This is a genomic window from Nocardia sp. NPDC050717 (genome assembly GCF_040654275.1).
GTDB lineage: Bacteria > Actinomycetota > Actinomycetes > Mycobacteriales > Mycobacteriaceae > Nocardia.
In genome coordinates, this window is sequence record NZ_JBFAHR010000024.1 from 18,696 (window position 1) to 36,725 (window position 18,030).

20 protein-coding genes are annotated in these 18,030 nt (G+C 70.3%); 10 read left to right on the plus strand and 10 right to left on the minus strand.

What is annotated here, in order from left to right; all coding sequences use genetic code 11:
• Positions 1–10 precede the first annotated feature (10 nt).
• From AB0H56_RS30235 to AB0H56_RS30250, 4 genes are read left to right on the plus strand one after another with little or no spacing between them, the layout of a single operon-like run.
• Positions 11–1,267 (plus strand): cytochrome P450, encoded by a 1,257-nt coding sequence (locus AB0H56_RS30235; RefSeq protein ID WP_357169678.1) that lies wholly within the window; start codon positions 11–13, stop codon positions 1,265–1,267.
• Positions 1,267–2,523, plus strand: coding sequence for a glycosyltransferase family 4 protein (locus AB0H56_RS30240; protein ID WP_357169681.1), 1,257 nt, complete (start codon positions 1,267–1,269; stop codon positions 2,521–2,523). The genes AB0H56_RS30235 and AB0H56_RS30240 overlap by 1 nt, the downstream gene beginning before the upstream one ends.
• Positions 2,517–3,239, plus strand: coding sequence for a methyltransferase domain-containing protein (locus AB0H56_RS30245; protein ID WP_357169684.1), 723 nt, complete (start codon positions 2,517–2,519; stop codon positions 3,237–3,239). The genes AB0H56_RS30240 and AB0H56_RS30245 overlap by 7 nt, the downstream gene beginning before the upstream one ends.
• A complete protein-coding gene (locus AB0H56_RS30250) occupies positions 3,236–4,258 on the plus strand; it encodes a prenyltransferase (RefSeq protein ID WP_357169687.1) in 1,023 nt (340 codons plus the stop codon). The genes AB0H56_RS30245 and AB0H56_RS30250 overlap by 4 nt, the downstream gene beginning before the upstream one ends.
• Positions 4,259–4,264: 6 nt before the next feature.
• Here AB0H56_RS30250 and AB0H56_RS30255 read toward each other — a convergent pair whose 3' ends face one another.
• Entirely contained in the window at positions 4,265–4,924 is a 660-nt protein-coding gene (locus tag AB0H56_RS30255) for a class I SAM-dependent methyltransferase (RefSeq protein WP_357169690.1), read from the minus strand.
• 85 nt (positions 4,925–5,009) lie between these two features.
• On the opposite strand from AB0H56_RS30255, the gene AB0H56_RS30260 reads away from it, so the two are divergent.
• Positions 5,010–5,156: a DUF1059 domain-containing protein gene (locus AB0H56_RS30260; protein WP_110041026.1), complete on the plus strand. Its 147-nt coding sequence runs from the start codon at positions 5,010–5,012 to the stop codon at positions 5,154–5,156.
• Positions 5,157–5,163: 7 nt separating this feature from the next.
• On the opposite strand, the gene AB0H56_RS30265 is transcribed toward AB0H56_RS30260, so the two are convergent.
• The 9 genes from AB0H56_RS30265 to AB0H56_RS30305 are packed head-to-tail and all read right to left on the minus strand — an operon-like array spanning position 5,164 to position 13,715.
• Positions 5,164–5,739 carry a hypothetical protein gene (locus AB0H56_RS30265; RefSeq protein ID WP_357169693.1) on the minus strand — a complete coding sequence of 192 codons (576 nt, stop codon included), beginning with the start codon at positions 5,737–5,739 and terminating at the stop codon, positions 5,164–5,166.
• Positions 5,740–5,755: 16 nt separating this feature from the next.
• Positions 5,756–6,712, minus strand: coding sequence for an MlaD family protein (locus tag AB0H56_RS30270; RefSeq protein ID WP_357169696.1), 957 nt, complete (start codon positions 6,710–6,712; stop codon positions 5,756–5,758).
• On the minus strand, positions 6,709–7,785 hold the full coding sequence (locus AB0H56_RS30275; protein WP_357169699.1) for an MlaD family protein: 1,077 nt from the start codon (positions 7,783–7,785) through the stop codon (positions 6,709–6,711). Before AB0H56_RS30275 ends, AB0H56_RS30270 begins: the two co-directional genes overlap by 4 nt.
• Positions 7,782–8,882 (minus strand): MlaD family protein, encoded by a 1,101-nt coding sequence (locus AB0H56_RS30280; RefSeq protein ID WP_357169702.1) that lies wholly within the window; start codon positions 8,880–8,882, stop codon positions 7,782–7,784. Before AB0H56_RS30280 ends, AB0H56_RS30275 begins: the two co-directional genes overlap by 4 nt.
• A complete protein-coding gene (locus AB0H56_RS30285; RefSeq protein WP_357169705.1) occupies positions 8,882–9,904 on the minus strand; it encodes an MlaD family protein in 1,023 nt (340 codons plus the stop codon). Before AB0H56_RS30285 ends, AB0H56_RS30280 begins: the two co-directional genes overlap by 1 nt.
• Positions 9,892–10,890, minus strand: coding sequence for an MlaD family protein (locus tag AB0H56_RS30290; RefSeq protein ID WP_357169708.1), 999 nt, complete (start codon positions 10,888–10,890; stop codon positions 9,892–9,894). Before AB0H56_RS30290 ends, AB0H56_RS30285 begins: the two co-directional genes overlap by 13 nt.
• Positions 10,890–11,936, minus strand: coding sequence for an MlaD family protein (locus AB0H56_RS30295; RefSeq protein ID WP_357169711.1), 1,047 nt, complete (start codon positions 11,934–11,936; stop codon positions 10,890–10,892). The genes AB0H56_RS30290 and AB0H56_RS30295 overlap by 1 nt, the downstream gene beginning before the upstream one ends.
• A 4-nt stretch (positions 11,937–11,940) precedes the next feature.
• Positions 11,941–12,807, minus strand: coding sequence for an ABC transporter permease (locus AB0H56_RS30300; RefSeq protein WP_357169714.1), 867 nt, complete (start codon positions 12,805–12,807; stop codon positions 11,941–11,943).
• Entirely contained in the window at positions 12,807–13,715 is a 909-nt protein-coding gene (locus tag AB0H56_RS30305; RefSeq protein WP_357169717.1) for an ABC transporter permease, read from the minus strand. The genes AB0H56_RS30300 and AB0H56_RS30305 overlap by 1 nt, the downstream gene beginning before the upstream one ends.
• A 270-nt stretch (positions 13,716–13,985) precedes the next feature.
• On the opposite strand from AB0H56_RS30305, the gene AB0H56_RS30310 reads away from it, so the two are divergent.
• From AB0H56_RS30310 to AB0H56_RS30330, 5 genes are read left to right on the plus strand one after another with little or no spacing between them, the layout of a single operon-like run.
• On the plus strand, positions 13,986–15,191 hold the full coding sequence (locus AB0H56_RS30310; protein WP_357169720.1) for a cytochrome P450: 1,206 nt from the start codon (positions 13,986–13,988) through the stop codon (positions 15,189–15,191).
• The gene (locus AB0H56_RS30315; RefSeq protein WP_357169723.1) at positions 15,191–15,994 is read left to right on the plus strand and encodes an SDR family oxidoreductase; all 804 of its coding nucleotides are present in this window, start codon (positions 15,191–15,193) and stop codon (positions 15,992–15,994) included. The genes AB0H56_RS30310 and AB0H56_RS30315 overlap by 1 nt, the downstream gene beginning before the upstream one ends.
• On the plus strand, positions 15,991–16,218 hold the full coding sequence (locus AB0H56_RS30320; protein WP_357169726.1) for a ferredoxin: 228 nt from the start codon (positions 15,991–15,993) through the stop codon (positions 16,216–16,218). Before AB0H56_RS30315 ends, AB0H56_RS30320 begins: the two co-directional genes overlap by 4 nt.
• Entirely contained in the window at positions 16,218–16,769 is a 552-nt protein-coding gene (locus AB0H56_RS30325; protein ID WP_357169728.1) for a nuclear transport factor 2 family protein, read from the plus strand. Before AB0H56_RS30320 ends, AB0H56_RS30325 begins: the two co-directional genes overlap by 1 nt.
• The gene (locus tag AB0H56_RS30330; protein ID WP_357169731.1) at positions 16,763–18,013 is read left to right on the plus strand and encodes a hypothetical protein; all 1,251 of its coding nucleotides are present in this window, start codon (positions 16,763–16,765) and stop codon (positions 18,011–18,013) included. Before AB0H56_RS30325 ends, AB0H56_RS30330 begins: the two co-directional genes overlap by 7 nt.
• Positions 18,014–18,030 lie beyond the last annotated feature (17 nt).

Consider the following 18,030-nt stretch of genomic DNA (forward strand, 5'->3'; position numbering starts at 1 on the left):
AGGAGGAACCGTGTCAGCGCCGTCGATACCCAGCGGATTCGATTTCACCGATCCCGCGCTGTGGGAAACCCGCAACCCCGTCCAGGAATTCGCCGAACTGCGCCGCACCGCGCCGGTGTGGTGGAACGCGCAGACCGACGCGCAGTCGGGCGGCTTCCGTGACGGCGGCTACTGGGTGGTCACCAAACACGAGGACATCAAGGAGATCTCGCGCAATCCCGACCTGTTCTCCTCGCAGCGCAAGGGCTCGGTCATCCGGCTGCCCGGTGAGGTGACGCCCGAGCAGATCGAGCTGACGAGCGCGCTGCTGCTGAACATGGACCCGCCCAAGCACACCAAGATCCGGCGCATCGTCTCGAAGGGCTTCACGCCGCGCGCTGTGGAGAGCTTGCGCGCCGCGCTGACCGAGCGGGCGCAGGCCATCGTGCGCGCGGCCGCGCGCACCGGCGGCGGCGACTTCGTGGAGCAGGTGGCCTGTGAGCTGCCGCTGCAGGCCATCGCCGAACTGATCGGTGTCCCGCAGGAGGATCGGCGCAAGCTGTTCGACTGGTCGAACCAGATGCTCAACTACGACGACCCCGACTACGGCGACGCCACCACCACCGACGCGTCCTCGGCCGCCGCGATGGACATCCTCGGCTATGCCTGGAACATGGCCGAGCAGCGCCGTGCCGAGCCGCGCGGCGACATCGTCAGTCAGCTCGTGCACGCCGACCTCGACGGTGCGGCGCTGGGGTCGGACGAATTCGGGTTCTTCGTCATCCTGCTCGCGGTGGCAGGCAACGAGACCACCCGCAACGCCATCACCCACGGCATGAAGGCGTTCGTCGACCACCCCGAACAGTGGGAGCTCTACCGCAGCGAGCGGCCGGGCACCGCGCCCGACGAGATCGTGCGGTGGGCGACGCCGGTGACGGCGTTCCAGCGCACCGCGACCGCCGACACCGAGCTCGGCGGACAGCGGATCCGCGCGGGCGACCGGCTCGGCTTGTTCTACAGCTCGGCCAATTTCGACGAAGACGCCTTCACCGATCCGTTCCGCTTCGACATCCTGCGCGACCCCAACCCGCATCTGGGTTTCGGCGGCACCGGGGCGCACTTCTGCATCGGCGCCAACCTGGCCCGGCTCGAGATAGATCTGATCTTCCACGCCATCGCCGAGGTGATGCCGACGCTGTCCGAGGTGGCGCCGCCGCAGCGGTTGCGGTCGGGCTGGATCAACGGCGTCAAACACTGGCAGGTCGACTACGGAACGGGGGTGTCGTGATGCGGATCGCGTTGCTGTCGTATCGGAGCAAGGCCCACTGTGGCGGGCAGGGGGTCTACGTCCGGTACCTGAGTCAGGGGCTCGTCGACCTCGGCCACGAGGTGGAGGTGTTCTCGGGGCAGCCCTATCCCGAGGAACTGGACCCGCGGGTGCGGTTGACCGAGGTGCCCAGCCTCGATCTCTACCGTGACGACGACCCGTTCCGCACCCCGCGTCCGCGCGAGATCCGCGACCGCATCGATCTGCTCGAGGTCGCCACCATGTGGACGGCGGGCTTCCCGGAGCCACGGACCTTCAGCCTGCGCGCCGCCCGGCTGCTGGCCGGGCGCGTCACGGATTTCGATGTGGTGCACGACAATCAGTGCCTGGGCTACGGTCTGCTCGACATCGCCGAGCGGCTGCCGCTCGTGGCGACGGTCCACCATCCGATCACCCGTGACCGCGCGGTGGATCTGGCCGCGACTCCGTGGCGGCGCCGCCCCTTCGTGCGGCGCTGGTACGGGTTCCTCGGTATGCAGCAGCGGGTGGCCAGGCGGATTCCGGACCTGATCACCGTGTCCACCTCGTCCGCCGACGACATCGCCGCGGACTTCGGGGTGGCGCCGGAGCAGCTGCGGACGGTGCCGCTCGGCGTGGACACCGCGTTGTTCCGGCCGCGCGAGACCCCACGGGTGCCCGGCCGGATCGTGGCGGTCGCCAGTGCCGACAAGCCGCTCAAGGGGATCGCGCACCTGCTGCACGCGCTGGCCCGGCTGCGTCACGGACACGAGGTCGAGCTCCGGCTGGTCGCCAAGCTCGAGCCGAACGGCCCGACCGAGAAACTCATCGCCGAGCTGGGCCTCGCCGACATCGTCACCCCCGTCAGCGGAATGAGCGACGAGGAGCTGGCCGCCCTGCTGGCTTCCGCGGAGATCGCCTGCATTCCTTCGATGTACGAAGGGTTTTCGCTGCCCGCCGTCGAGGCGATGGCCAGTGGCACGCCGCTGGTCGCCAGCCGGGCCGGCGCACTGCCGGAGGTCGTCGGTGGCTGCGCCACCCTGATCCCGCCCGGTGACGTCGACGCGCTCACCGACGCGCTCGGCTCGCTGCTGCGCGATCCGGACCGGCGGCACCGGATGGGCGCCGACGGCAGGCGGCGCGCCCTCGATCTGTTCAGCTGGTCGGCCGTCGCCGCGCAGACGGTAGCCGTTTACGACCGGGCGATCGACCGCTTCCACTCCCCCGACTCTCCCGACTCTCAGGAGGCTTCATGCTGACCGTCGACTTCGATCGCCTGGGCGTCGGCCCCGGCACGCGGGTGATCGATGTCGGCTGCGGCGCGGGGCGACACGCGTTCGAGGCCTACCGCCGTGGCGCCGACATCGTGGCCTTCGACCAGAACGCCGACGATCTGGCCGGGGTGGACGCGATGTTCGCGGCGATGGCCGACGCGGGCGAGGCGCCGGAGTACGCCAAGGCCGAGGCCGTGCGCGGGGACGCGCTCGACCTGCCCTACGGCGACGGCGCATTCGACGTGGTGATCGCCTCGGAGATCCTCGAGCACGTGCCCGCCGACGACCAGGCGATCGCCGAGCTCACGCGGGTGGTGAAACCCGGTGGCGCGCTGGCGGTCACGGTGCCACGCTGGCTGCCCGAACGGATCTGCTGGGCGCTGTCGGACGAGTACCACGCCAACGAGGGCGGGCACGTGCGGATCTACCGCGCCGACGAACTCCGCGACAAGATCACCGCGCACGGCCTGCACCCGGTGCATCAGGACTACGCGCACGCCTTGCACGCGCCGTACTGGTGGCTCAAGTGCGCGGTGGGCGTACGCGCGGACGACAATCCCCTGGTTCGCGCCTATCACCGGCTGCTGGTGTGGGACATGATGTCGGCGCCCGCGCTGACCCGGACCGCGGAGCGTCTGCTGAATCCGCTCGTCGGAAAGTCCGTCGCCCTGTACTTCACCAAGCCGGAGGTGCCGCGATGACCGGGGACCTCCCAGCCGTGCCGGGCGTGCTCTCGGCCCGCGAGCTCCGCCGCACCGCCGAAACCATCGCCGCCACACAGGAACCCGACGGCGCGATCCCGTGGTTCACCGGCGGCCACACCGACCCGTGGGATCACATCGAATCCGCGATGGCCCTGACGGTCGCCGGAATGTGGACCCAGGCCCGCGAGGCCTACATCTGGTCGGCGAAGACGCAGCGTGACGACGGGTCGTGGCCGATGCAGATCCGCGCGGGCCTGATCGAGAACCACGACGCCGACGCCAACTTCTGTGCCTACCTCGCGACCGGTGTGCTGCACGCGCTCACCGTCACCGGTGACACGGACTTCGCGGCCGAGCTGTGGCCGACGGTGCGGGCGGGCATCGACTTCGTGCTCGGCCTGCAACGGGGCGAGCACGGTGAGATCCACTGGTCCGCAGGCGAATCGGGAACATCCGGGGAGGCGCTGCTCACCGGCTGCTCGAGCATCCATCACAGCCTGGGCTGCGCCGTGACCCTCGCCGAGCGGATGGGTGACCCCCGGCCGGACTGGGTGCTGGCGCGGCGCAGGCTCGGGCACGCCCTGCGGCACCATCCGGAAGCCTTCCTGGACAAGAGCCGCTACTCCATGGACTGGTACTACCCCGTGCTCGGCGGTGCCCTGCGTGGCGAGGCCGCCCGCGCGCGCATCGCGCGGCACTGGGACGAGTTCGTGGTGGCCGATCTGGGCATCCGCTGTGTGTCCGACGCGCCGTGGGTCACCGGCGCCGAGACCTGCGAACTGGTGCTCGCTCTCGACGCCATCGACGACACCGCCAGGGCCACCACGCTGTTCGCGGCGATGCAGCACCTGCGTGATTCCGACGGATCCTATTGGACCGGATTGGTTTTCACCGACGGCAAGCGCTGGCCGGAGGAGCGCACCACCTGGACAGCGGCCGCGGTGATCCTGGCCGCCGACGCGCTCAGCCGCACCACCGCCGCCAACGGCATCTTCCGCGACGCCCTCGCGGACTGAGCGGGCTCAGTGGCAGGCTGCGGTGCGCTGCAGGATGCGCAGCGAACCCGTCACCGACAGTTCGGCGAATTTGCCACTGTCGAGTGCGCGGCGGTAGATGTTGTACGGCGCGCGACCACCGTCGGCGGGATCGGGGAACACATCGTGGATGGCGAGCAGACCACCGCCCGCCACCCAGTGCACCCACTCGTCGTAGTCGCGCTGCGCGGCCTCCTCGGTGTGGCCGCCGTCGATGAACAGCATGGTCAGCGGCGTGCGCCAGATGCGCGCTGCGGCCGAGGACGGCCCGATGACGCCGATGACCGTGTCCGTCAGCCCGGCCCGGATCATGGTGCGCCGGAACGCGGTCACCGTGTCGAAGACGCCGGTCTCGGGGTCGACGAGCCCGGTGTCGTGGTACTCCCAGCCGGGCTGATGCTCCTCGGAACCGCGGTGATGGTCGACGGTGAACACCGTGGCGCCGGTTTCGCGCGCGGCGGCGCCGAGATAGATCGCCGACTTGCCGCAGTAGGTGCCGATCTCCAGGATCGTTCCGGTCCCCGCGTAGTCGCGGGCGGCGGCGTAGAGCGCGCGCCCCTCGTCCGCGGGCATGAAGCCGGTGGCCTGCTCGGCCAGGGCGAACAGCGCACCGGTTGCGGCGGAGATCTCGTCGACGGGTCGTCCCATGCCCCACGCTAACACAGCGACTGGAATACAATCCGGACTACTGTCCAGCGACTTGCCGGACAGCGCCATCCCAGGAGGAATCTCGATGAAGACCCGCCTCAACTGCCCGTGCGGCACCCAGATCAACGCGACCGACGAGGACGACCTGGTCGCGCAGACCCAGGCGCACCTGGCCGAGAACCACCCCGACCACGACTACACGCGCGACGAGATCCTCTTCATCGCCTACTGATCCGGGGCTATTTCGCCGGCAAGGTGTGCTGCAGCCCGCCCACCTCGGTGATCTGCCAGCCCGCGGCGCGGTCGATGGTGAGCGAGTAGGTGACCGTGGTCGCCACGCCCGCGGGGTTCTGGGCGCTGGTGGACACGACCGTGAAGTAGGCGTTGACCTTGTAGACGCCCCCGGATTCCGAGGTCACGTCCGCCGAGAGCGGCGTCGCCGTCGAGGTCCACTGCAGCGGCAGCAGGATCTGTTCGAGCTGGGGTGCGGTGGCGTCGAACTTCGCGGCCAGCTGCGGTGACGTCCCGGCGCGCAGGCGGGTGAACCACGCGGCGACATCGCGGTAGTCGATGGTCGAGGCGCCGACGCCGTAGTCGGTCGCGATCCGCTCGGCGTGCCGGTCGTCGGCCGCGCGCGCGTCGCGGTCGGCGATCGTCGATCTCGCCGAGAAGTACAGCGTGGCGAAGGTGATCGTCGTGACGGCGAGTAGCACGACGGTGGCCGCCACCAGCACGCTGGAGACACAGATCGCTACCGTGCGCGGCGGCCGCTCGGTGGGCTCGGTCGTGGCGGGTTCGACTGTCGCTGTGCTCATGCGCTTCCTTCGCTGGCTATCTGACGGCGATGCGGAACCGCACGGTGCCGTCGGGGTCCACGCTCCGTAGGGCCTGGTCGATCAGGGTGCTGAGGTCGATCGCCGGCGCGCGGTGCACCGCGTCGGTGACCACCGGGCCGAGGATCTGCTCGAGTGGCGCGATGCTCGGGCCGATCTCGGCGATCAGGTCGTTCAGGCGGGCGAGGAACGGCACCAGGCCGTCACCGGTGACGTAGTCGGTCAGCGGCCTGCTCTCCACCAGGGCCGAGCCCGATTCGACGATCGCGCTGAGGGTGACGCCGAACTCGCCGAACTTCGGTCCCGCGGCGCCCAGCGACGGTCCGAGCCAGGCCATGTCGCCGCCGAGGGCTTGGATGTCGGCGAACAGCCGCCGGATGAGGTCGGTGCGGCTGAGCAGTGTCGCCGCCAGCAGGTTCGACGACCGGTGCAGGGTCGTCATGGCCGTCTCGGTGCCGGTGAGCGCGCGGTCGACGGTGTCGACCAGGCGGGCGATCGCCTCGGGCCGGATCTGCGCGAGCAGCTCGACCAGTTTCGCCGACAGCGCGGTGATGCTCATCGGCACGTGGATCCGGTCGGCCGGAACCACCTGTCCGTCTTCGAGATACGGCCCGTCGCCGGAGGTGGGAGCGAACGCGAGGTAGGGCTCGCCGAGCGCCGAGAGCTGTTCGATCCGGATGTCGCAGGCGAGCGGGACGCGGTGGCGGCTGTCGATGCTCAACCGCACCCGGACGCCGCCGGCCTGCTTGCGCACCGACTCGATCTGTCCGACGCGCAGTCCCGCGAGCAGGACCGGCGCGCGCGGTCCGAGCCCGCCGGAGGTGTCGAGATCCATCTCGACGGTGAGGAAACGCTGCCGCGGGTCGACGCCGAGCACCCCGACCGACATGTACCCGACGCCCAGGAGCAGCACCGCGGCGATCGCCGACAGTGACAGCGCGGCACGGAGATTCATCGCACCGCCCCGATCATCCGCAGGGTGTCGACGACGCGGCCGGTGCGCTCCGCCGCGCTGATCGTGCGCGGACCGAGGCCGACGTCGACGAGGTCCACCTTCGGGCCGCGTGCGCCGAAGGGCACCAGCTTCGTGTTGATCAGGTCGACGAGGGTCTTCATGTTCGAGGGCGCCGAGGTGTCGAGCGGGGCGCTGCCGAACAGCACGGGTACCACCGCGCGGGTGGTGTCGTCGAGCGAGGCGAGCAGCGGGCCGAGCCATTGCGCGCTGGGCGCGACCGGGCCGAGCGCGGTGAGCACGAAGATGACGCCGATCTGCGCGTTGACGGCGTCGGTGGTGTGGTCGACGCCGTAGGGCGTCAGGAGTTCGTCGAGCATGGGCAGGTTCTGCCGCATGCCTTCCTCGACCGTGGCCTCCATGCCGTCGAGGAGGGCGTCGACGGAGTCCAGGTTCGCGCCGAGATCGGTGAGGTCGGCGCCCACCACGCCGGCGATCCGGGCCGTGTCGCGTGGATCCGCGGGCATGAGCCCGTTCGCCGTGCGGATGATGGTCTGGAAATCGGTGACGGCGCCGCTGCCGAGGAAGCTCGCCAGGCTCGCCAGGATGTCCTCGATCGGCGGGGCCTGGGTGGTGTCGGCCAGCGGGATGGTCGCGCCGTCGGGGAGGGTGGCGCCGCTCGGCGCGGCGGGTTCGGTCAGGGCGATGTGGACGTCGCCGAGTGGGGTCTCCTGGCGCAGTACGGCGATGGTGCCGACCGCCAACCGCACCGACCGCCGGATCTCGACCTCGGCCACGGCGTATCCGGGGCGGGCGGCCTGGTCGGTGGTCGCGGCCACCGGGTCCACCAGGGTGACCCCGGTGAGCCTGCCCACCCGCACGCCGGCGGCGATCACCTTGGCGCCCTGGGGCAGGTTGAGGACATCGGCGAATTCGATGCGCAGGCGGTAGGTCGGTCCACTCGTTCCCGTCCCGGGGACCGGGATGTCGGCGGGCCGGAACCCACAGCCGGTACCCGCCAGCACCATCAGCAGGACCAGCAGTCCGTGGACGGTCCCGCGTCGCAGTAGGGTCATCGCGCGCTCACCCCCGCGAGGAGTACCGGCAGCGCCGGAATCGTCATGGTGCCGTCGGCGGCCGCCGCGCACCCCTGCCCGGTGACGGCGCGCACCGCCGCGCAGATCCCGGCCGAGTCCTGGTGCGGCAGAGCGAGTCTCGGTGGCGCGTAGCCGATCGTCAGCTGGCCGCTCGCGGGGTCGACCGCGCCGGCGAATCCGGTGGCGAGCGCGGGAGTCATGGCGATCACCTCGGCCAGCGAGGCGACGCCTGCCGCGATCATCCGCGACAGATCGGGCACGGACTCCAGGGCGCGCAGCGCGGGCGAGCCGAACATCATGACCACGTCGTTGAGCTGGGGCAGCAGGTCGGCGAGGGTCGCGACGATCTGGATGATGGGCGGGAAGGCGATCGTGACGATGTCGTCGAAGGTCTGCGGCAGCCCCGAGACCGTGGTCTCCACCTGTGCCCACCCGCCGCGCGCCCGCTGGGCGAGTTCGGCGAGCGCGTCGAGCAGCTGCCCGAGGTGCCCGATCGCCGCGTCGGGTGCGGCCAGTGCCCGGCTCAGCGCCAGGATCATGGCGTTGAGCTGTTCGCCGGTGCCTGCCGTCGCCGCGTCCAGGGCGTCGAGCCCGGCGCCGAGGGCGCCGCGCTGCGCCGGATCGCCCGTGCCGTTGAGCTGATCGGCCAGTCCGGCGAGCGCGTCGAAGGTCTGCGACAAGCTCTTGGGCGTGAGCGTTCTGGTGATGCACGCACCCGGAGACATGCCCGGCCCGGCGGGTTCGGCGCCGATGAGTTCGAGGCGGCGGTCGGCGATCAAGGTGTCGCTGACGGTGACCGCACCCACGTCGGGCGGGAGCTTCCGATCGGCGCGCACGGTGAAGTCGACCCGCGCGGTCGCGCCGACGACGGCGATCGCGGTGACCCGCCCGACGGGCACGCCGAGCACCGTCACCGCACTGCCCTCGTAGAGCCCGATGCTGTCGGGCATGTCGGCGCAGTAGCCGCGCGTCGCCGGATGGGGCGTGCTCCATCGCAGGCCGAGGGCGACGGCCAGGACCAGCGTGAGGACCACCGCGACCGACATCAGCCCGCGCGCACCGAGTAGCGCCTTCATCAACAACCCCCGCCCGGCAAAGGAATACACACCGAGGGAGCCGGGATGGTCGCGCCGGACTGGTCGACGCTGATCCCGCCACCGGGCGTCAGCAACGGCGCCACCCGCTCCCGCAGGGCGCGCACGGCGTCCAGCAGCGCGCCGAGCCGCCCACCGAGCTGTTCGAGCGCCGGGATGGCGTCGGCCAGTGGTTGCGCGCGCTGCTTCAGCGAGTCGTCCCAGGCCCGGCCCAGCGGCGTGAAGTCCCGCAGGACGACCGCCAGGTCGCGCAGGGACTGCGCCACCTGCACCTTGTTGGTCTGGATGATCTGCTCGAGTGTGCCGAGGGTGATCAGCAGCCTCGCCAGGACGTCGGCGTTGGTGGCGAGCGCGGTCAGGTACTCGTCGGCGATGGCCAGGGTCCGCGAGATGTCGGCGTTCTGCTCGTCCAGAATGACGACCAGGTCCCCCGCCGCCCGCACGGCCGAGCGGACGGCGTCCGGGCTCTTCTCGATCGAGGTGGACAGTGCCGCCAGGTCCCGTCGCACCGTGCTGCCGTCGATCCGCCGCACCGGCTCGACCGCGTCCTGGAAGGCCTGGGTCAGGTTGTACGGCACGATGACTCGCTCGCGCGGGATGACGGCGTCGCCGAGGGGGCGCGTCCCGGCCGGGAGCACGGCGACGTAGTAGCCGCCGACGAAGGTCAGCATCCGGATGTCGAGGGTCGTCTGATCACCGAGGAAGACGTCCGCGGCGACGGTGAAGTCCATCCGGACCCGGTCGGCCAGCAGGGTCAGTGCGGTGACCTTGCCGACGGGGATGCCGGCGAGGCGCACGTCGTCGCCGGGCCGGACCGACCCCGCCTGGGTCAGCTCGGCGGAATGGACACGCTCGGGCGAGGTTCCGGTGACGGACACCGCGCCGATCCCGGCGAGCAGGACCACGGCGGCACAGAGGCCCGCGATCCCCCAGCGCAGGTCACCGGCTCGGGGATCGCGGGTGCGACGCCGGAAACCGAACGCGCGCAGTGCTATCGGTGACACAGGACCACCCCCTGCCCGGCCATCAGCACCCGCAGCGGCTCGGGTGCCTGGGTGGCGCCGTGCGTACAGACCAGGCCGGGCCCCGTCGCCGGACCGGCCTGGGCCATCGCCTGGATCAGCCCGGGCAGGTCGTCGAACGCGGCGACGGCGGCGACGGGATCGGGGAAGGCGGCGCGCAGTACGGCATCGAGGTCGCGGCCGGGCTCACCGGTCACCCCGAGCACGGTGAGCATGCTGCGCAGCGGCTGCAGCACCGCCGGGATGCCGACGGCGAAATCGACCAGGCCGGGAAGTTTCTCGGTGATGGTGACGAACAGGTTGGTGAGGTTGGTCAGCAGCTTCATCGCGTTGCCCGACTTGCCCCCGAGGTGGTCGGCGACCTGGGCGAGGTTCGCGGCCAGCGTCGACAGCACGGCCTGCCGGTCGGAGGCGTGCCTGCTCACCGTGTCGATCGCCTCCATGGCCGGACCCAGTCCCGTGCCGTCGCCGTCGACGACCGCGAGAATGCTGGTCGCGAACCGGTTCAGGTCCTCGGGCGACAATTGCGCGAGCACGGGCTGCAGACCCTTGAACAGCCGGGTGATATCGAAGTCGGGCACCGTCTCCGCCGTGCCGAACACCACGGCGGGATTGCGGCGGTCGCCGAGCTCGGCCGGCTGCCGGACCTCCAGATACCGGAATCCGGTGAGGTTCTGGTACCGGATCGCGATCGTGGTGCCGGCGTAGAGCGTCCGCTCCCGCAGCACCGTGAAGCGGACACGCGCCAGCGCGCCGTCCAGTTCGACCGCACGCACCTTGCCGACCTGCACCCCGTGGAGGCGCACGTCGTCGCCGGTGCGCAGACCGTTCGCGTCGGTGAACAGCGCGGTGTAACTGTCGGTTTCGCCGTCGACGGGCCGTTCGATCACGCGCAGCACGCCGGCGAGCGCCACCCCCATCAGCACCGTCGCCAGCGCCACCCGCAGCAGCAGGCTCCGTGTCGTCATCAGCGGCCTCTCTCACCGAGCAGCGCGGCCAGCGGTGCGGCCAGGCCCGGCACACCGTCGAGCTCGACCGCGGCGCGCAGGACCGGGCCCTGCGGGGTGCCGACGAACGCGCTGTCGAGACGGTCGAGCAGGTCGCCGAGTTGGCCGCCGGTGCGCTCCGGCGTGCTGACCGAGCCCGCCAGCTGGTCGAGGACGAGGGTCGTCATCGGCAGCAGCCCGCCGAAGTGCTGCCGGGAGGTGGTCAGCAGCTCGGTCACCGTCGGCAGCAGCTGGTACTGGATGTCGGAAAACATCCGGCCGAACTTCTCGAGATGCTCGGGGGTGCTGAGGTATTCGTTGGTGTAGTCGGCGTAGAGCAGGGTCAGACTGCCGGTCAGCATCGGCGGCAGACCGGTGAGCGCGGAGCCGAACTGGTCGAACAGCAGCGACGGTGCCAGCCGCTGAGTTTCGGTGAACGAGCGCACCGTCGCGCCGATGGCCGCCAGCAGCGGGGAGAAGGCGGTGAGATCGCGCGAGATGGTGTCGAGCAGGTCGGCGAGTTTCGGGGTGAGCACCTGGTCGGTGAGTCCACCGGTGGCGGTCAGCAGAGCCGAGAGCGTGGCATCGCGCACCCGGTCCCCGTCGCGGCCGGTCAGGTCGACGGTCGCGCCCTCCGCCAAGGGGACACCGCCCTGGCCGGGGTGGAGTTCGACGGCGCTGATGCCGAAGAGACTGCCCGGCGCGTAGTCCACGGTCAGCGCATCCGACAACCCGAACAGCTGAGAACCACTCAGCGTCAGCCCGATTCGCTGCGCACCGTGCCCGGCAAAGTCGATCTTCTCGACGGTGCCGACGCGCACGCCGTCGAGCCGCACGTCGGTGCCCGGCGCGACGCCGGCGCCCACCTGGCCGACGAGCAGAGCGACCCGGATCTCGTCGGCGGGCCGGTCCTCGGGCACCGCGCGCCAGACGGCGAGGCCGAGCACCGCCATCACGACGGCGATCGTGCCGAGCAGCCGGGCACGACGCGGCCCGACCTCGGTGCCGGGCAGAGTGTAGGCAGGCATGGCATCACCCGGTGAAGGTCACGGGAGACCGGAATCCCCACAGCACGATGGTGGCGACCATGTCGAGGGCGATGATCGACACCAGGCTGGCGCGGATCGCGCGCCCCGACCCGATGCCGACGCCCTCGGGGCCGCCGGTGGCGAAATAGCCCTGGTAGCAATGGATCAACACGACGGCCACCGCGAAGACCATCACCTTCACGGTCGCGGCGAACACGTCCCAGCCGACGACGAACTGGTCGAAGTAGTGGTCGTAGGTCCCCGACGGAGTGCCGTGGATCGTGGTGACGATCAGCGCGCAGGAGGCATAGCTGAGGATCAGCGCGACGACGAAAGCCGGTGCGACGGCGATGATCCCGGCGATCACCCGGGTCGTCACGACGAACGGCACCGACCGGATGCCCAGCGACTCGAGCGCGTCGATCTCCTCGGCGATGCGCATGGACCCGATCTCGGCGGTCATCCGGCACCCGGCCTGGGCGGCGAACCCGATCCCGGCCGCGATCGGCGCGAGTTCGCGGGTCACACCGAACGCCGAGATCAGGCCGCTGAGCTGACCGAGCGAGAGCAGATTCAACGCGCTGAAGGCCTCGATGCCGATGGAGGCGCCCATCGCCGCGCCGAGCAACAGCATCAGCGGCACCACCCCGCCGCCGATGATCACCGAGCCACGCCCCCAGGTCATGTCCGTGACCATGGTGATCGTCTGCCGTCGATAGCGCAGCAGGGTGTAGGGCACCGACGACAGCACCTGCCAGCCGAAACCGAGCGCGAAGCCGAGGGAGTCGATCGGACCGAGCGGGCGCACCCTGGCCCGCCGCAGCCGCCCCACCCAGCGCAGGCCGACCGGAAAGTACGGAGCCGCCGCCATCATGCCATCCGTACCGGGAAGAACATCGTGACCACCTGGGTGATCACGGTGTTCAGCACGACCGCCGCCGCGATGGACATCACCACGGCGGCGTTGACGCCGTCGGCGACACCGCGCGGCCCGCCGGTGGCCTCCAGCCCGCGCTGGCAGGCGATGACGACGACGAGGAACCCGAAGATCAGCGCCTTGATCAGCGAGACCCACAGGTCGATCGGCGTGGTGAAGGAACCGAACGACTGCCAGTAGCTGCCGGGCGTCACCTCGAGCGCCGCCACCGCGACCACGAATCCGGACGCGACGCCGACGCAGATGATCAGGATGTTGAGCAGCGGCGCCACCAGCATCATCGCCGCGATCCGCGGCACGACCAGTCTGCGGACCGGGTCGACCCCCATCACCCGCAGCGCGTCGACCTCTTCGCGGATGGTGCGCGCGCCCAGGTCGGCGGCGATGGCGGCCGCGCCCGCCCCACCGAGCAGCATCGCGGTGGCCATCGGCGCGCCCTGTTTGATGACGCCAAGTCCGCCCGCCGCGCCGATCATCGAATCGGCGCCGAGTTCGGAGACGATATTGCCGACTTGCGCGGAAACGATGACGCCGAACGGAATGGCCATCAAAATACTCGGCACCGCGGTCACCCGGATCAGAAACCAGGCCTGGGCGAGTGTTTCGTGAATCTGGAAACGACCGCGAAGGGCATCCGCGGCGCCCAGCGAGACGGCGCTCGCGCCGATACGCAATGCGCGCCCGAGCGTGGCCACGCTGGAAAGGACCGTGGCGGAGAAATTCTGGCGCAGAATGCGCGCGGCGCCGGCCTGGTCCGCACCACCGTCGGGCGGTGCGACTTCGCCGTCAACCCGTGCCATGCGGGTGACCGTACCATATGATCTAGACCACATTCCAGACACTGTTCCAGATTCATGACCAGCTTTTCGGATCGCCGGAGAAGCATCCGCCGGACCCTCTCATCGAGGCGTGAATATGCTCCACACCAGTACTTTTGACCGCACCGACAGAAGGGAAGCGGTCCACGGCGGGAGACGGGAACCTCGGCGAAAACGTTGTGCGGGGCACATGTCGGTGGTACCGTCCAGACACATGTCCAGCTACGTGTCTCTCTCGGGTCGCCACCGGCCCGACACTGTCGGGGACGTCCGATTCGAACCGGGGTGTTCGCGATGACCAGCGCCACTGTCGAGCCCGTGCGTTTCGATCCGTACGATTACCGATTCCACGAGGATCCGTATCCGACATACCACCGGTTGCGGACCGAGGCGCCGCTTTACCACAATCCGGATCTCGGTTTCTGGGCGCTGTCGCGCCATTCCGATGTGATCGCGGCATTCCGCGACAATCACCGGCTTTCGAGCGCGAATGGAGTGTCCCTCGATCCGGCGGCCTGGGGACCACACGCGCACCGGGTGATGTCCTTCCTGGCCATGGACGATCCGCGGCACATGCGCATGCGCAGGCTCGTCTTCAAGGGATTCACCCCGAAGCGGGTGGCCGAGATGGAAGACCGTATCCGCGAGATCACCTTGGCGCACCTCGAACCCGCGCTCGCGCGTGGACGTTTCGACTGGATCGACGAGGTCGCCGGCAAGCTGCCGATGGACGTCATCTCCGAGCTGATGGGTGTGCCCGAGGCCGATCGCGCCGAGATCCGGCGACTGGCGGACCTGGTGGTGCACCGGGAAGAGGGCGTCCTCGACGTGCCCGTCGAGGCGATCGAATCCTCGATCACGTTGTACGGCTACTACGCCGACATGGTCGCCCAGCGCCGCGCCGCACCCCGCGACGATCTCACCTCGGCCCTGCTCGAGGCCGAGATCGACGACGACACCCTCACCGACGAGGAGATCATCGGCTTCATGTTCCTGATGGTCGTCGCCGGCAACGAGACCACCACCAAGCTGCTCGGCAACGCGCTCTACTGGGCGGGCGCCGACCCCGCCGAATACGCGAAGGTCGCCGCCGACCCCGACCTGGTCGCGGACTGGGTGGAGGAGACGCTGCGCTACGACACCTCGAGCCAGATCGTGGCGCGCACCGCCACGGCCGACCTGGACTACCACGGCGGCACCATTCCGGCGGGGGCCAAGGTGCTGCTGCTGATCGGCTCGGCGAATCGGGACCCGGCGGCCTTCGCCGACGGCGACAGCTACCGGATCGACCGCAACGACGGCGGCGCGCTCGCGAGTTTCGGTGCGGGCGTGCACTTCTGCCTCGGCGCGCACCTGGCCCGGCTGGAGGCGACCGTCGTGCTCGGCGAGTTCGCGCGGCGCGTCGCGCGCTACGAGGTCGAGCACGGCGGCATCGCGCGCGTGCACTCGACCAATGTCCGTGGCTTCGCACACCTTCCCATCACAGTAGAGGTCCGCTAGTGCCCCGATTCGAACCCAACCCCGACCGCAGGCCCGCGCTGGTGGCGGGCGCGTCCTCCGGGATCGGCGCCGCGACGGCCGTCGCGCTGGCCGCGCTCGGTCACCCGGTGGCGCTGGGCGCGCGCCGCGCGGACCGGTGCGAGGAGCTCGCCGCCAAGATCAGGGCCGACGGCGGCGAGGCCGTCGCACACCGGCTCGACGTCACCGATCCCGCGTCCGTCGACGCGTTCGTGACCGCCGCGGAGGCGGCCCTCGGCCCCACCGAGATCCTCGTCTCCGGCGCGGGCGACATCGAATTCGCGCTGGTGGGCGAGATGGATCCGGAGCGGTTCCTGCACCAGGTGCAGGTGCATCTGGTCGGCGCGCAACGGCTGATCCACCGGGTGCTAGCCGGCATGACGGCGCGCCGCCGCGGCGATCTCGTGGTGATCAGCTCCGACTGCGCGGACAATCCGCGCCCGCGCAGCGGCGCCTACAGCGCGGCCAAGAACGGGCTGGAGGCGATGGTCGGCCAGCTGCGCATGGAGTTGGAGGGCAGCGGAATCCGGGCCTCGCTGGTGCGGCCGGGCCCGACGCTGACCGGCATGGGCATGGACTCGACGCCCGAGGTCGTCGGTCCGCTGCTGCGGGACTGGAAGGACTGGGGGTTCGCCCGGCACCCGTACATGCTCAAGCCCGAGCATCTGGCCGACGCGGTCGCGACCGTGGTCTCGGTGCCGCGTGGCGCGCACATGGTGCTGGTCGAGGTGCAGCCGGAGGCGCCGCTGCGGCCGCTGCCCGCCGAGGAGGGGAGCGCGTCATGAGAATCGTGGTCGACGCCGACCTGTGCCAGGGGCACGCGGTGTGCCAGGACGAGGCGCCCGCGGTGTTCTCGGTGCCCAAGCACGGCACGGTCGAGATCACCGACCCCACCCCGGATCCCGCGCAGCACGACGCCGTGCGGGCCGCGATCCGCTGGTGTCCCACCCGAGCGTTGTCGATCGTCGACGGTGGCGATGCCGACTCCACACCGAAAGGCACAGACTGATGACAGGTTTCGAGCGGGCCGAACTCGACGAGATGGTGCGGCGCTGGGTCGTGGAGAACCAGCGGTGCGAGGAGAAGGGCGACTGGAAACCCCTCGCCGAGATGTACACCGTCGACGCCACCTACGGCTGGAACTACGGGCCCAAGCAGGAATTCATGGCGGTCGGCCGCGCGGAGATCCGCGATCTCGCCCTCGGACAGGAGATGGCGGGGCTCGAAGGCTGGACGTATCCGTATCAGGAGTTCGTGGTCGACGATCGCAGTGGCACCGTCATCGGATTCTGGAAGCAGATCAACGAGCGCACCCGCGCGGACGGCAGGCACTACTCGCCCGAGGGCATCGGCGGCAGCTGGTTCCGGTACGGCGGCGACTTCCAATGGTCCTGGCAGCGTGACTTCTTCGACTTCGGCAACGTCTCGGCGATGTTCCTCGACATGATCACCGACAACGCGCTCTCCGCCGGAATGCAGCAGCGCATCGAGCGCTCGGTCTCCCGCGATCCGCTGCCCGGCTGGTATCGCGTCGGCGAAGCACCGGCGTCGCTGTGGTGACACCGGTGAGCCGGTACGCGGCGCTGACCCGGGAGCAGCTGGCCGCACTGATCCCGGAGCTGCTGCTGTGCGGTCACCTCATCGACCGATCCGGCATGGCGCACACCATCGCCGCGTTCGGCCGGGCGGGGATGACCGAGGTCGCCATCGAGGAATGGCAGCTGGCCAGCCCCGTCTACACCCGCCGGATGCGGCGCGCGCTCGGCATCACCGGCGACGGCGTGGAGACCATCTTCAAGGGACTGCAACTCGACATCGGGGCGCCGCCGCAGTTCATGGACTTCCGGTTCCGGGTCGACGACCACGATCACGGCGAGTTCTGGCTCGACCACTGCGGTGCGCTCGCCGATGTCGAGCCGATGGGCGAGGAGTTCGTGGTGGCCATGTGCCACGACATCGAGGACCCCACCTTCGACGCGACAGCGCTGGCCACGAACCCGCACGCCCAGGTGCGCCCGGTGCACCGGCCGCCGCGTACGCCCGCGGACCGTACTCCGGTGTGCGCGTGGACCGTTGTCATCGATCCCGCCCACGTGCCACCACCGGTCCCCCGCCTCGCGCCGATCCTGGCGGAGTCCGCGGCGGCGGGCCTCGACCTCGCCGCGATCGACCCGGCCGAGGAGGGCCGGGGCGACTACACCGGCCCGCTGCTCAGCGATCTGCGCTTCGCCGACTTCTCGCACTCGGCGCTGCGGCGGATGGCCGACGAGATCAGCCTCCAGCAGCATCTGCTGACGCTCGGTTTCCTGCTGGCGATCCGCGAACGCGCCGACGCCGAGACCGCGCTCGCCATCGGACGCAAACAGTTCACCGGCATCGCCGGGCTCACCTCGGAACGGCTCGCCCGCTGTCTGCGCGTCGGCGACGGTCGGGCCGATCTCGCGGCCGTGTTGCGTGTCCATCCCGCGCTGAACCCACTGGGCTACACGGGGATCGAGATCGAGGCGACGGATTCCACTGTGCGCGTCCGGTTTCCGTCCGCGAGCGGAGCGATCACCGACGGCGCGTGGCCCGCCCTGCTGACGCCGGCGGACCTGCGTCCGCTCGACGCGCTGATCCGCGGGGTGAACCCGCGCTTCGCCGCCCTGGTCGGCGTGGTCGACGAGCACGGCTGGACCGCCGAGATCGACCTGGCCGACCAGCCGTTCCGCGAGGCGTCGGAGGTGGCGGTGACCCGCTTCAGCACGGGCGCGGGTTTCGTCTTCGCCGACCGCGGCACCCCCTTGCCGCTCACCGTCGTGTGAGCGGACCGCCGAGAGAT

Coding starts and splice junctions, on each gene's coding strand:
- AB0H56_RS30240 (WP_357169681.1), top strand. CDS start 1,267: ATGCGGATCGCGTTGCTGTCGTATCGGAGCAAGGCCCACTGTGGCGGG.
- AB0H56_RS30245 (WP_357169684.1), top strand. CDS start 2,517: ATGCTGACCGTCGACTTCGATCGCCTGGGCGTCGGCCCCGGCACGCGG.
- AB0H56_RS30250 (WP_357169687.1), top strand. CDS start 3,236: ATGACCGGGGACCTCCCAGCCGTGCCGGGCGTGCTCTCGGCCCGCGAG.
- AB0H56_RS30255 (WP_357169690.1), bottom strand. CDS start 4,924: ATGGGACGACCCGTCGACGAGATCTCCGCCGCAACCGGTGCGCTGTTC.
- AB0H56_RS30260 (WP_110041026.1), top strand. CDS start 5,010: ATGAAGACCCGCCTCAACTGCCCGTGCGGCACCCAGATCAACGCGACC.
- AB0H56_RS30265 (WP_357169693.1), bottom strand. CDS start 5,739: ATGAGCACAGCGACAGTCGAACCCGCCACGACCGAGCCCACCGAGCGG.
- AB0H56_RS30270 (WP_357169696.1), bottom strand. CDS start 6,712: ATGAATCTCCGTGCCGCGCTGTCACTGTCGGCGATCGCCGCGGTGCTG.
- AB0H56_RS30275 (WP_357169699.1), bottom strand. CDS start 7,785: ATGACCCTACTGCGACGCGGGACCGTCCACGGACTGCTGGTCCTGCTG.
- AB0H56_RS30280 (WP_357169702.1), bottom strand. CDS start 8,882: ATGAAGGCGCTACTCGGTGCGCGCGGGCTGATGTCGGTCGCGGTGGTC.
- AB0H56_RS30290 (WP_357169708.1), bottom strand. CDS start 10,890: ATGACGACACGGAGCCTGCTGCTGCGGGTGGCGCTGGCGACGGTGCTG.
- AB0H56_RS30295 (WP_357169711.1), bottom strand. CDS start 11,936: ATGCCTGCCTACACTCTGCCCGGCACCGAGGTCGGGCCGCGTCGTGCC.
- AB0H56_RS30300 (WP_357169714.1), bottom strand. CDS start 12,807: ATGGCGGCGGCTCCGTACTTTCCGGTCGGCCTGCGCTGGGTGGGGCGG.
- AB0H56_RS30310 (WP_357169720.1), top strand. CDS start 13,986: ATGACCAGCGCCACTGTCGAGCCCGTGCGTTTCGATCCGTACGATTAC.
- AB0H56_RS30320 (WP_357169726.1), top strand. CDS start 15,991: ATGAGAATCGTGGTCGACGCCGACCTGTGCCAGGGGCACGCGGTGTGC.
- AB0H56_RS30325 (WP_357169728.1), top strand. CDS start 16,218: ATGACAGGTTTCGAGCGGGCCGAACTCGACGAGATGGTGCGGCGCTGG.